This window comes from Myxococcus sp. AB056, assembly GCF_006547365.1.
GTDB classification, from domain to species: Bacteria; Myxococcota; Myxococcia; order Myxococcales; family Myxococcaceae; genus Myxococcus; species Myxococcus virescens.
Genome location: NZ_VHLB01000023.1, coordinates 40266 through 53154, shown reverse-complemented (window position 1 = coordinate 53154; position 12889 = coordinate 40266). Strand labels below are relative to the sequence as shown.

The following is a 12889-nucleotide window of genomic DNA, read 5'->3' as shown; positions in this document are numbered from 1 at the left end:
CGCGTCCGGCGGGCCACACCCTCCGTCCGGGCGCCACCACCCTCCGTGCCCGGGAGTCGCCATGAAGCCGCTGCTGTCCGCCCTGCTGCCGTTGCTGTGTCTTGCCTCCTCCGCCTCCGCAGCGCCGCAAGCGCCCGTCGCCGTGCAGTCCGACGTGGCCTTCCTGTCCGGACCGCCCACGCTGACCTTCGCCGCGGACTGGAGCGTCACGCTCAGTGGCCAGCCGGAGGCGGGCGGCGCGCTGGACATCGCCTATGACACCTCGCGCCTGCCGCTGTGCCGGGGCAGCGGGTGGACCGTCACCGGCTTCGCCATGTCGAACCGGGGCCCGGTGCAAAGCTTCCCCGTGGCGGATGCCACCACGGTGGGCGCCATCGCGCAGACACAGCTGCCCCTGGCCCAGGGCGGCACGTTGGAGCTGTGGTTCCAGAACACGGACGCCACCGGCTGCTCCCACTGGGATTCAAACCTTGAGTACAACTTCCACACGTGGGTGACGCAGAACCCGACGATTTCGTTCCACCCCGCGCCAGCGTGGACGTACACGGTCCACGGCACGCTCCAGGGCGGCACCACGCTGATGGTGGACTACGACATCGGCCGCATCGCCCAGTGCCGGGCGCAGTACCTGAACTACAAGGCCTGGGGCACCACGGCGTACTACCGCATCAACGGCGGCCCGGTGACGATGCTCAGCCTGACGGCGAGCTGGGGTGAATGGGACGCCGAATTCTGGAGGCAGATCCCCGCCTTCATTCCGCTGCCGCCCGGCCCGGCGACGCTGGAGCTGTGGTTCTCCTCCCAGGACCGCAAGGGCTGCCAGCAGTGGGACTCGCGCCACGGGCAGAACTACGTCTTCGCCATCCAGTGAGCTCCCGCGCTCCGGGGCGCTTCGACGCGTCGAACAGGTGATTCAAAGTGATGCCCGGCGCGGTCCAACGGTCGCCGGCAACGAAGGCCGTGTAGACCGCGCCTGCGCCAGGGACGCAGCCCCATGACGAGCGTCCCCTGACGGGGCGCGCCTCTCACGCCCCCAGCGACAGGAGCCGCTCCACCGCCGCGCGCACGTCGCGCAGCAGTGCCGGGTCCGTCACCGCGACGAAGATGGTGTCATCCCCCGCCACCGTCCCCGCAAGCCCCGGCAGCTCCCGCTCCTTGTCCAACGCCAGCGCGAGCACCGGCGCGAACCCCGGCGCCGTTCGAATCACCAGCAGGTTGGGCGGCGCTTCCAGGATGGTGACGCGGGGCCGCTCCGGCATCACCGCGGGCGTGGTCGGCGCGCGCTGATAGCGCCCACCCACCTTCAAGATGCCCAGCTTCTTCAGGCGCCGCGACAGCGTCGACTGGCTCGGCGCCTGACCTTCCGCCTCCAGGAGCTGTTGCAGCACGGCCTGATCGCCGATCTCCCGCTCGGCGATGAGCCGCAGGATGGCCTCGTCCAGATTCATTCCCACCAACATGCATCCCCGTGAATATTCATGCAAGAACATGCATGCGCCTGTTGCGAATAATCCGCTTGCGCGGCGCGTCTTTCTGCATAATATCCGCCGCCTTTTCGCGGCAATGCACGCATTTTCACGCATATTCATCACGAATATGCAGGCAGCCGCTGCCGGGGAGGACAGGCCCATGAAGCACGTCACGCACATCAAGGATCTGGGGCCCGAAGGCGTGGAGGCGGTACTCGCGCAGGCGTTCGCGTGGAAGCAGAAGGGCCCGGAGCACGCGCTCTTCGCCAACACGCTGCTGGGGATGGTGTTCTTCAACCCGTCGCTGCGCACGCGCACCTCGTTCGAGGCCGTCATGCTGCGCGGCGGTGGCAACGCCATCATCCTGGACGTGGGCGCTGGCGTCTGGAAGCTGGAGCACCGCGAGGGCGCGGTGATGAACGCGGACCGGGCCGAGCACCTCAAGGAGGCCGCGCCCGTCCTGTCGCGCTTCGTGGACATGCTCGGCGTGCGCACCTTCTCGCAGGGCGGCGGTGACGAGGAGGACGAACTCGACCCCGTCATCAACGCGTTCCGCAAGTGGTCCACCGTGCCGGTGGTGAGCATGGAGTCCGCGCGCGAGCACCCCTGCCAGGGTCTGGCGGACATGCTGACGCTGCGTGAGACGTTCGGCAGCACGAAGAAGCTGCCGGTGACGCTGACGTGGGCGCCGCACATCAAGCCGCTGCCCAAGGCCGTGCCCAACTCCTTTCTGCTGAGCGCGGCGGCGGCGGGCTGCGAGATTCGCGTGGCGCACCCTCCCGGGTTCGACCTGCACCCGGCCGTCCGCGCCGAGGCGGAGGCATACGCCAAGGCCACGGGCGGCAGCGTCACCTATACGCACGACCAGGACGAGGCCCTGGCCGGCAGCCGCGCCGTCTACGCCAAGTCGTGGGGCCCCACGGCCGCTGCGGCGTTTTCGCCCAATGACGTCTCCGCGCTGCTCGCGTCCTATTCCGGTTGGATGCCCACCCGCCTGACGATGTCGCGCGCGCAGAAGGACGCGGCCTTCCTCCACTGCCTGCCCGTGCGCCGGAACGTGGAAGTGGCCGATGAGGTTCTGGACCACCCGAGCAGCCGCGTCGTAGACGAAGCCGGCAATCGCTACCACGTCCAGCGGGCGCTGCTGCACTGGATGCGTTCGCGCTGAGCGGCCCCTCCGCATTCTTCCTTTTCTGACTTCTTCGAGGACTCACGTGCCCCTTTCGCCCGACCCCTACTCCGCGCTTCGCCACGCGGCGAAGTACGTGCAGCAGTTCCGCCGCAAGACGTTCGTGGTGAAGCTCGGCGGCGCCATGCTCAGCGACCCGCGTCTGCGCCGCGCCGCCTGCGAGCAGATTGCCCTGCTGTGGACCTTCTCCATCCGCCCCGTCGTGGTACACGGCGGCGGTCCGGAGCTGGACACGCTGTGTGACGCCCTCCACCTGCCGGTGGAGAAGGTGGCCGGCCGCCGCGTCACCTCCGCGCCCGTGCTGGACGCGGCGAAGATGGTGCTCGCGGGCAAGCTGCACACGGACCTGCTGGCGGACCTCCAGGCGGCGGGCGTGCCCGCGGTGGGCCTGAGCGGCGTGGACGCCGGCCTCATCAAGGCGCGCAAGCGCCCGCCCGTCATGGTGACGGAAGCCGGTGCCACCGAGGGCAAGCTGGTGGACTACGGCCTGGTGGGCGACATCGAGCAGGTGGACACCCGCGTGGTGGAGCACCTGCGCTCGGCCGACTACGTGCCCGTCATCGCCCCCCTGTCGGGTGGCACGGACGGCGCCGTGTACAACACCAACGCGGACACCGTGGCCGCGGCGCTGGCGGTGGCGCTGTCCGCCGAGAAGCTCTTCTTCCTGGTCCAGGTTCCGGGCCTGCTGAAGAACGTGAGCGACCCGTCGTCGCTCGTCACGCTGGCCAACCTCACGGACCTGGCCACCATGGAGAGCACCGGCGCCATCGCGGGCGGCATGAAGCCCAAGGCGCACGCCATCCGCCACGCGCTCGTGGGCGGCGTGGGCAGCGTGCACCTGGTCAGCGGCGTGCAGCCCAACGCGCTCTTGGAGGAGGTCTTCACCAACGAGGGCAGCGGGACCATGGTCGTGCGGGAGAACGCGCAGAAGCCCGGGGGGGCGGTGGGATGACGGCGGCGGAGCTGCTCCAGGCGCTGGTGGCCATCCCCAGCGTGTCAGGTGACGAGGGCCGCATCGCGGACACCGTGTCCGGGTGGGCGGAAGGCTGGGGCGCGCGCGTCCAGCGGCAGGGCCACAACGTGTGGTTCTCCGTGGGGAGCGGGCCGCGCCGGCTGCTCGTCAACTCGCACCTGGACACGGTGAAGCCGTGCGCCGGGTGGACGTACGAGCCCCACGCGCCCGTGTGGCGCGAGGACCGCCTGTACGGCCTGGGCAGCAATGACGCCAAGGGGTGCGTGACGGGCATGCTGCTCGCCGCGCGGACCCTGCTGGCCGAAGGCGCGCCCACGGGCGCGGAAGTCGTGTTCGCGTTCACCGCGGAGGAAGAGACGGGAGGCCAGGGACTGGGAACGCTGTTGCCCAAGCTGGGCCCGCTGGACGCCGCCATCGTCGGCGAGCCCACCAGCCTCAAGCCCTGCACCGCCCAGCGCGGTATGCTGCTGCTCCGCTGCACCGCGCACGGCAAGAGCGCGCACGTCGCGCACGCGCACGCCACGGAGGCCGTCAACGCCATCCACCTGGCCGCGACGGACATCGCGGTGCTGGCCGAGCTGCGCTTTCCGCCCCACCCGCTCCTGGGCGAGGCCCGGGCGCAGGTGACGCAGGTGTCGGGGGGCCTGGCGCGCAACCAGGTGCCGGACCAGTGCGAGTTCTTCGTGGACCTCCGCACCACGCCGGGCATGGAGCACGCGCTGGTGGCCCGGCAGGTGGCGGGCGCGTTGAGGAGCGAAGTGAAGGTCCATTCGGAGCGCTACCTGCCGAAGGCGACGTCGGCGGAGCAGCCCATCGTCCGCGCGGCGGTGGCCGCGTCGGGCGCGCAGCCGGTGGGCTCCAGCACGGCGTCGGACTGGGCCTTCCTGGGGGACATCCCCGCGGTGAAGGTGGGCCCTGGCGACACGCTGCGCAGCCACCTGGCGGACGAATTCATCACCCGGGCGGAGCTGGAAGCTGGCGCCGCCTTCTACACGCAACTGGTTCGGGGTTACTTCGAGGAGGTGGCTCGTGGCTGACACGCTGTGGGGCAAGGGCCTTCCCCTGGACGCGGCCATCCACCGCTTCACGGTGGGCAACGACCCGGTGGTGGACCTGGCGCTGGCGCCGCATGACGCGCTCGGCTCGGCCGCGCACGCGCGGATGCTGGCGCGCGTGGGCCTGCTGAAGGACGCGGAGGCCAAGGCCCTGGTGACGGCGCTCAAGGCGCTGCACGACGAGGCCCGCGCGGGCACGTTCGTCATCCGTCCCGAGCAGGAGGACGGCCACACCGCCCTGGAGGCGGCGCTGGTGGAGCGCGTGGGCGAGCCGGGCAAGCGCATCCACCTGGGGCGTTCTCGCAACGACCAGGTGCAGCTGGCCCTGCGCCTGCTGCTGCGTGAAGAAGTGCTCACGCTGGGCGCGCGGGCGGCGGAGCTGGCGGGGGCCTTCCTGGACTTCGCGCAGGCGCACAAGGACGTGGCGCTGCCGGGCTACACGCACCTGCGCCGGGCCATGCCCTCCACCTTCGGTCTGTGGGGCATGGCGTTCGCGGAAGGGCTGCTGGAGGAGCTCGAGGCGCTGCGCGGCGTGTGGGCTCGGCTGGACCGCTGCCCGCTGGGCGCGGCGGCGGGGTTCGGCGTGCCGCTGCCCATCGACCGGGAGTACGTGGCGGCGCTGCTGGGTTTCTCGCGCGTGCAGCGCAGCCCCATCGACGTGCAGAACGGACGCGGCCGTCACGAGTCCGCGGTGCTGGGCTGGGCCTGCTCGGTGGCGGGCACGCTGGAGAAGTGGCTGTGGGACGTGCAGCTCTACAGCATGGACGAGTTCGGCTTCCTCGGACTGCCGGACGCGTACACCACGGGCTCGTCCATCATGCCGCAGAAGAAGAACCCGGACGTCGTGGAGCTGGCCCGGGGCCGCTGCCGCGAGCTGAGCGGGCTGGCGCATCAGGTGGAAGCCGTCGCGGGCGGACTGCCATCCAGCTACCACCGCGACTTCCAACTGCTGAAGTCCCCCACCCTGACGGCGCTGGGCTCCACGCGGGAGCTGCTGGACGTGCTCACCCGGCTGGTGCCCGCGCTCCAGGTGAAGGCGGACGCGGCGGCGCGTGCCAGCGACGACACGCTGTACGCGGCGCACCACGCCTATGCGCTGGTGGCCCAGGGACAGGCCTTCCGTGACGCCTACAAGCAGGTGGGCCGCGAGCTGGTGGAAGGAACGTTCCGTCCAGACCGCGGCGCCCTGACGGCCACCCACCTGGGTGGCGCCGGAAACCTGGGCCTGCCCCAGGCCCGGGAAGAGCTGGCCGCCTCGCGCGCCTGGCTCGATGAGACGCACCGCCTGGTGGCCGATGCCGCCGGGCGCGTCTGGACGGTTTGAACCGCATCCCCGTGAGGAGCGAATCATGAGCAACAAGAAGAACGTGGTGCTGGCCTTCTCCGGCGGACTCGATACCGCATTCTGCGCCGTCTACCTGCGCGAGCAGGGCTACGACGTCACCACCGTCACGGTGGACACCGGCGGCTTCCCGCCCGAGCAGTTGGAGCGCATCGCCGCGCTGTCCAAGCAGCTGGGCGCGGTGGAGCACGTGACGGTGGACGCGCGCGAGACGCTCTTCCAGGGCTACCTGCGCTACCTCATCGCGGGCAACGTGCTGCGCGGCCAGGTCTACCCCCTGAGCGTTTCCGCGGAGCGGGCCTGCCAGGCGGCGGAGGTCGTCCGCGTGGCGCGCGAGAAGGGCACCCAGGCGCTGGCGCACGGCAGCACGGGCGCGGGCAATGACCAGGTGCGCTTCGACGTGGCCTTCCGCTCGCTGGCGCCGGAGCTGGAGCTGCTCACGCCCATCCGCACGCTGTCCCTGAGCCGGCAGCAGGAGCTGTCCTACCTGGCCGAGCGCGGCGTGCACATGCCGCCGAAGCTGGGCTCCTACTCCGTCAACGAGGGCATGTGGGGCACCTCCGTGGGCGGCGCCGAGACGCTGGACTCCTGGAAGGCGCTGCCCGAGGCGGCCTTCCCCGGCGGCGAGCTGTCGCAGGACCTCAAGCCCCGCCCCCTCACGGTGTCCTTCGAGAAGGGCGTCCCGGTGGCGCTGGACGGCGAGAAGCTGGGCCCCGTGAAGCTGGTGGAGGCGCTCAACGCGCTGGGGCGCACCTACGGCATCGGCCGGGGCGTGCACCTGGGTGACACGATTCTGGGCATCAAGGGCCGCGTGGGCTTCGAGGCGCCGGCGGCGCACCTGCTCGTCACCGCGCACCGCGAGCTGGAGAAGCTGGTGCTCTCCGGCAAGCAGCTCTTCTGGAAGGAGTCGATGGGCAACCTCTACGGCTCGCTGCTGCACGAGGGGCACTTCTTCGACCCGCTGGTGAAGGACCTGGAGGCGTTCCTCACCTCGTCGCAGGAGCGCGTGACGGGTGACGTGCGGCTGGTGCTGCACCCGCGCACGCAGGTGGTGGAAGGCGTGCGTTCGCCGCACTCGCTGATGGACGCGAAGGTGGCGACGTACGGAGAGGCCAACGTGTTGTGGAACGGCTCGGAAGCCGCGGGCTTCGCCAAGCTGTACGGCGTCGCGCAGATGCTCTCGCATCGCGCGAAGTGAGGGTGCCATGAAGGTTTTCGTCGACAAGGTAGGCAGTGTCACCCGCAACCTCGGCCTGGGCCGTACCGTCCACCTCGCGTCCGAGGTGAAGGCCGAGGAGGGCGCGGTGGTGGCCGTGCGCATCCACGGAGAGAAGAGCACGTACAACCAGCTCGAGGACGTGCACGGGCGCCTGGTGACGCTGCACGCCGGTGACATCGTCGTGGGCGCGCTGGGCCACCGCAACGCGCTTCACGGCTATGAGGGCGTGGTGCCCGCGTCCGTCACCGTGGGCGAGCGGCTGCACATGCTCAACATGGGCGGCGTCATCGGCAAGTGCACGTCGCACAACCACGGCGTGGGCCTGCCCTTCGAGGCGGAGGTGCTGGGCCAGGTGCTGGAGTTCCCGGAGCTGATGTCGCGTACCGGGCAGCCAGCGCACGTGTCCTCCGGCGCGCTGAAGGGCACGTCGTCGCCGGTGAAGTGCCCCGTCGTCTACGTGGTGGGCACCTGCATGAACTCGGGCAAGACGTTCGCCTCGGCGGCCATGGTGCGCAAGCTGGCACAGGCGGGCTTCCGCGTGGGCGGCGCCAAGCTGACGGGGGTGTCGCTGATGCGCGACACGCTGAGCATGCAGGACTCCGGCGCGGACGTGGTGATGGACTTCACGGACGCAGGCATCGTCTGCACGGGCCCCCGCACGGGCGCGCGCGTGGCGCGGGTGCTCTTCTCCGAGCTGGCGGCGGAGAACGTGGACGTCATCGTCGCGGAGACGGGCGACGGCATCATGGGCGAGTACGGCGTACAGGGCATCCTCGCGGACCCGGAGCTCAAGAGCCTGGCGGGGGCGTGGGTGCTGTGCGCCAACGACCCGGTGGGCGCATCCGGCGGCGTGCGGCACCTGCGCGAGGCGTACGGCATCGAAGTGGACGTGGTGGCCGGACCGGCCACGGACAACGCCGTGGGCGTGCGCTTCGTGGAGCAGGTGGTGGGCATCCCCGCTCGCAACGCCCGCGCGGACGCGGCGGCGCTGGGCGGACTCATCCTGGAAAAAATCGCCCCCAAGCTGGGCGCGGGGAGGAAGTCATGACGCAGGTCAACATCTACATCCTGGGTGCCTCCGGCTTCGGCGGCGGCGAGCTCTTGCGCATCCTCTCCGGCCACCCCGCGGTGGGCAGCATCCGCGCGGTGTCGCGGCACCACGCCGGCGAGCCCATCCACAAGGTGCACCCGCACCTGCGCGGACTGGTGGAGGGCCGCTTCGAGGGCGAGCCCGACTGGAAGTGGCTGGCGGACTGCGAGCAGCCCGTCGTCTTCAGCGCGCTGGGCCACGGCGACCTGGCCAAGCAGTTCGCGGGCCTGGAGAAGCAGTGGGCGGAGGTCGGCATCGCCGAGCGCCTGCTGCTGGTGGACCTGTCCTCCGACTTCCGGCTGGACCACCCGGGCCGCTACGCGGGCGCGTACGGCCGGCCCCACCCGTCCCCGGAGCTGCTGGGCACCTTCACCTACGGCCTCACCGAGTGGAAGCGCGACGCGGTGAAGACGGCGAAGCGCATCGCCAACCCGGGCTGCTTCGCCACGGCGGTGCAGCTGGCGCTCCTGCCCATCGCCTCCACGCCGGGCCTGGGGCTGCTCGCGGTGTCCGGCGTCACGGGCTCGTCCGGCTCCGGCTCGCTGCCCGGTGAGGGCACGCACCACCCGACGCGCGCGCAAGACTTCCGCGCGTACAAGCCGCTGGAGCACCAGCACGAGGCCGAGGTGGAGGTCATGCTGGTGGCCCACGGCGCGCAGCGGCACCGGCTGGCCTTCGTCCCGCACTCGGCGCCCATGGTGCGCGGCATCTTCGCCACCGTGCAGTTCGAGTGGCCGGAGCACGGCGGCGCCGTGGTGACGGCGTCGCTGATGGAGCGCTACCGCCGCTACTACGAGGGCTCGAAGTTCGTGCGCATCGTCGAGGGCACGCCGCGCATCGCCGCGGTGGCCGGCAGCAACTTCTGCGACATCGCAGTGGCCACCAAGGGCCGCTCGGTGGCCGTCATGGCGGCGCTCGACAACCTGGTGAAGGGCATGGCCGGCCAGGCGGTGCAGAACTTCAACGTCGCGCTGGGGCTGCCGGAAGACACGGCGCTGCGCCAGGCCGCCTGCTACCCGTAGGCCGCGCGTCCCTGGGGCCTGGGCGCACGCGTCCAGGCCCCCCGCTCGCAACGGCCGCATCCTTCGCGAGCAACTCCCGCATCAGCTTGCGTCCCAGGACGAGCCCCAGCAGCAGGCTCACCCCCATGCCGGTGGCGGACACGGCCGTCATCCACGTCTTCCCCTGCCCCAGCGAGCTGCCGAAGAGCGCCGTCAGCAGCGTCCCGGGGAGGGTGCCCACCACCGCGCCCAGCGCCAGCGGGACGTAGCGGGCGCCTGACGCGGACGCCGTCGCCAGCATCACATCCGCCGGAATCACTGAATTGATGCAGGCCAGGAAGCCGAGTTGGAAGCCATGCTCGCGCGCCGCGCGCTCGAACACCGGGTGCTTGTCCCCGGCCAGCCGCCGCATGGGCTTGCGGCCCAGCCTGCGCGCCAGCAAGTGGATGAGGCCCGAGGCCAGCAGCGTCCCGACGAGCGCGTAGGCCGTGCCCGCGGCCATGCCGAAGAGGATGCCGCCCACCGCCGTGAAGAGCTGCCCGGGAAGCAGCGTCACCGGGCGCACCGCGAGGAGCAGGATGAAGGCCAAGGGCGCCAACGCGCCCAGGGGCCTCAGCCAGCCCGACAGCGTTTGCTGATCCAGGTATTGCGGCCCCAGCAGCCGCAGCCCCACGAGCAAGCCGACGGAGATGCAGAGCGGTCCGATGAGCTTGAGGCCCGCGCTCAGCCGTCCTCCCTTGGAGCGAGGGTGCTTGGACATGGCTCAAAGCTGGGAAGCCCCACGCGGGAAGGCAAGAGCAGCCAGGCGAGCGATGACACCTTGCATTCCGCCTCACCCTGGCAATTTGCGATGCCCTCCGTACGAGCAAGACCAACATCGAGTGCGTCTCTGTCCAGCTCAACTGCGCTATCGTCCCGCGCTTTAAGTCAAGACAGGTAAGGACGAATGCATTTCGAGTTGGCCTTCGTACTGATTTTCGCCATCGCGACCGCTGTGGCCATCGCCGCGCGGTACTTCAAAATCCCCTATACGGTTGCCCTGGTCGTCGCGGGTCTGCTGTTGGGTACGTTCAAGGCGTTCGAGCCGCCGCACCTCACGAAGGAGCTGCTCTTCGCCATCATCCTCCCAGGTCTGCTCTTCGAAGCGGCCTTCCACGTCGAGTTCCGCAAGTTCTGGAAGAACAAGATGGCCATCCATGCCCTGGCCATTCCAGGGCTCCTGGCCTCCGCGGGGCTCACGGCCTTCATCCTCACGCGCGTGGTGGATGGGTTGGACTTCGTCCATGGCTTCGGGATGCTGTCCGCGCTGGTGTTCGCGTCCGTCATCGTGTCCACGGACCCCATCGCCGTGGTGGCGCTCTTCAAGTCACTGGGCGCGCCCAAGCGGCTGCTCATCCTGGTGGAGGGAGAGAGCCTGCTGAACGACGGTTCCGCCGTCGTGCTCTTCACGCTCATCGTCGCGGTCGCCACGGGTGGCCAGTTCACGGTGGGCGGCGCCCTGTTCGACTTCATCAAGGTCTTCGGCATGGGCGTGCTGCTGGGCAGCGCGGTGGGCTTCGCCGTCGCGCAGGTCATCAAGCGCGTGGACGACGCCATGGTGGAAATCACCCTCACGGTCATCGCGGCGTACGGCTCGTTCGTGCTCGCCGAGCACTTCCACTACTCGGGCGTCATCGCGTCGGTGGTGGCCGGCATGCTGTGCGGCAACTGGGCCACGCACGAGGGCATGAGCCCCGCCACCCGCATCGCGGTGGAGAGCTTCTGGGAGTACCTGGCGTTCGCGCTCAACTCCGTGGTGTTCCTCCTCATCGGCCTGGAGGTGCAGCTCTCTTCGCTGCTGGCCTCGTGGAAGCCCATCCTCGCGGCCTATGTGGCGGTGATGGTGGCCCGCGCCGTGGTCGTCTACGGCGTGTCCGCGCTGCTCCGCTTCACCAAGGAGAAGATGCCGTGGACCTGGAGCGCGGTGCTCACCTGGAGCGGCCTGCGTGGCGCCATCTCTATGGTGCTGGTGCTCGGTCTTCCCACGGACTTCCCGCACCGCGAGCTGCTGGTGAACATGACGTTCGGCGTGGTGGTCCTCTCCATCATCTTCCAGGGCCTCACCATGGCGCCGCTGCTGCGCAAGCTGCGCATCACCGGCCTCAAGGACGCGTTCCAGGAGCAGTACGAGCTGGCCCGCGGCCGCCTGGGCGCCATCCACGCTGCGCAGGCCGCGCTGGAGGGCATGCGCCGCGCCCGGGAGATTCCCGGGGATGTGGTGACGCAGCTGGAGAAGGACTACCAGGAGAAGGAAGTCGTCGCGGAGAAGGAGCTGACGGCGCTGAAGCAGCAGTCGATGCGCTTCCACGAGGAGGAGCACCAGGAAGCGGTCCGCCGCGTGCTCATCGTGGAGAAGGCGGCGCTGCTCAAGGCCTACCAGTCCGCCACCATTGGCAAGGAGGCCTTCGCACGGCTGACGGCGGATCTGGATGAGCGCATCGCCGCCGCGGACGCCGCGGAGAACCACGTGCCGCCAGAGGGTGAGACTCCGGCCGTGGCTGGCGCCGCGAGCGCCTGATTCATCCGGGCACGGCACATCCGCCTGAGGACATTCAGGCGGGTTTGCCGTGCCTGCTGCGTCTGGGCCTCCTAGACTCTCGTGTGTGAAACCACGAAAGCAGGCGTTCCCGAGGCGACTTCGCAGAGTGCTCGTCGCCACTGATTTCTCGGAGGCGAGCACCCACGCGGTGGGCAGGGCTGGACACCTGCCACTCGCGGACGGCGCGAAGGTGCTGGTGACACACGTCCTCCCCAGCCGCATGCCCGCGGAGGTGGGCGCCCGAGCGCTCCAGGCCACCGCGCGCGAGCTGGAGCGGGTCGCCGGCCGGCTGCGCAAGATGCTGCGCGCCGAGGGCAGCTCCGCCACGGTCGACACGCACATCGCTCGCGGCAAGCCCGTCGAGGCCATCCTGCGCCGGGCCCGGGCCTTTGGCGCGGAGCTCATCGTCCTGGGCCGGCATGGCGACAAGCCGCTGCGCAACATGTTCCTGGGCTCCACGGCGGAGAACGTCATCCGCGGCGGAGACCTGCCCGTGCTCATCGCCAACCGGCGGGCTCCTGGGCCCTACCTACGGCCCGTCGTGGCCGTGGACGCGGACGAAACGTCCAAGCGCGCGGCGAGCTTCGTTCCCACGCTGATGACGCCCGGCTCCGAGCTGACGCTGGTGCACGCGTATGATGTGCCGCTGGAGTACGCGGTGTTCCCCGGGCTGACGGCGAAGGAGCACAAGCGCTACCGGCAGACGTTCAAGGCGACCGCGGAGCGCAAGCTCAAGGCGTTGCAGCGGGAGCTCGATGCGGTCGACATCCCGTACCACCTGGTGATGGAGAACGGCGGCTCACGCTCCATCGTCCTCGAGTTCGTGGACGACCAGGGCGCGGACCTGCTGGCGCTGGGCACCCGGGCGCGCTCCGGTGTGGCGTTCGCGTTGCTCGGCAGCGTCGCGACGGACCTCATCCGCGAAGCGAAGTGCGACGTGCTCGTCGTCCGCGAGGCCGAGCCCCGCGACTAG

General features: G+C 70.2%; 12 protein-coding genes. 10 read left to right on the top strand and 2 right to left on the bottom strand.

What is annotated here, in order from left to right; translation table 11 throughout:
- The first annotated feature begins 61 nt into the window (after nucleotides 1–61).
- A complete protein-coding gene (locus FMP39_RS13050; RefSeq protein ID WP_141590226.1) occupies nucleotides 62–871 on the top strand; it encodes a DUF6209 family protein in 810 nt (269 codons plus the stop codon).
- 154 nt (nucleotides 872–1025) lie between these two features.
- Here the strand turns inward: FMP39_RS13050 and FMP39_RS13045 are convergent, their stop codons facing one another.
- Nucleotides 1026–1460: an arginine repressor gene (locus tag FMP39_RS13045; protein WP_141590225.1), complete on the bottom strand. Its 435-nt coding sequence runs from the start codon at nucleotides 1458–1460 to the stop codon at nucleotides 1026–1028.
- Nucleotides 1461–1629: 169 nt separating this feature from the next.
- Here FMP39_RS13045 and FMP39_RS13040 point away from each other — a divergent pair, with 169 nt between their 5' ends.
- From FMP39_RS13040 to argC, 7 genes are read left to right on the top strand one after another with little or no spacing between them, the layout of a single operon-like run.
- Nucleotides 1630–2637: an N-acetylornithine carbamoyltransferase gene (locus FMP39_RS13040; RefSeq protein WP_090491573.1), complete on the top strand. Its 1008-nt coding sequence runs from the start codon at nucleotides 1630–1632 to the stop codon at nucleotides 2635–2637.
- Between the two features lie 46 nt (nucleotides 2638–2683).
- The gene (argB, locus tag FMP39_RS13035; RefSeq protein WP_141590224.1) at nucleotides 2684–3610 is read left to right on the top strand and encodes an acetylglutamate kinase; all 927 of its coding nucleotides are present in this window, start codon (nucleotides 2684–2686) and stop codon (nucleotides 3608–3610) included.
- Entirely contained in the window at nucleotides 3607–4668 is a 1062-nt protein-coding gene (locus FMP39_RS13030) for a M20/M25/M40 family metallo-hydrolase (RefSeq protein ID WP_141590223.1), read from the top strand. The genes argB and FMP39_RS13030 overlap by 4 nt, the downstream gene beginning before the upstream one ends.
- A complete protein-coding gene (argH, locus tag FMP39_RS13025) occupies nucleotides 4661–6010 on the top strand; it encodes an argininosuccinate lyase (protein ID WP_141590222.1) in 1350 nt (449 codons plus the stop codon). Before FMP39_RS13030 ends, argH begins: the two co-directional genes overlap by 8 nt.
- A gap of 25 nt (nucleotides 6011–6035) precedes the next feature.
- Nucleotides 6036–7226 carry an argininosuccinate synthase gene (gene argG, locus FMP39_RS13020; protein WP_090491576.1) on the top strand — a complete coding sequence of 397 codons (1191 nt, stop codon included), beginning with the start codon at nucleotides 6036–6038 and terminating at the stop codon, nucleotides 7224–7226.
- Nucleotides 7227–7233: 7 nt separating this feature from the next.
- Nucleotides 7234–8295: a hypothetical protein gene (locus FMP39_RS13015; RefSeq protein WP_011555083.1), complete on the top strand. Its 1062-nt coding sequence runs from the start codon at nucleotides 7234–7236 to the stop codon at nucleotides 8293–8295.
- Nucleotides 8292–9359, top strand: coding sequence for an N-acetyl-gamma-glutamyl-phosphate reductase (gene argC, locus FMP39_RS13010; protein WP_090491578.1), 1068 nt, complete (start codon nucleotides 8292–8294; stop codon nucleotides 9357–9359). Before FMP39_RS13015 ends, argC begins: the two co-directional genes overlap by 4 nt.
- Here argC and FMP39_RS13005 read toward each other — a convergent pair.
- Nucleotides 9298–10098 carry a TVP38/TMEM64 family protein gene (locus FMP39_RS13005; protein WP_141590221.1) on the bottom strand — a complete coding sequence of 267 codons (801 nt, stop codon included), beginning with the start codon at nucleotides 10096–10098 and terminating at the stop codon, nucleotides 9298–9300. The two genes, argC and FMP39_RS13005, sit on opposite strands and share 62 nt — an antisense overlap.
- 186 nt (nucleotides 10099–10284) lie before the next feature.
- Between FMP39_RS13005 and FMP39_RS13000 the strand changes: the two genes are divergently transcribed.
- Entirely contained in the window at nucleotides 10285–11895 is a 1611-nt protein-coding gene (locus FMP39_RS13000) for a Na+/H+ antiporter (RefSeq protein ID WP_141590220.1), read from the top strand.
- Between the two features lie 85 nt (nucleotides 11896–11980).
- Nucleotides 11981–12889 carry a universal stress protein gene (locus FMP39_RS12995; protein ID WP_141590219.1) on the top strand — a complete coding sequence of 303 codons (909 nt, stop codon included), beginning with the start codon at nucleotides 11981–11983 and terminating at the stop codon, nucleotides 12887–12889.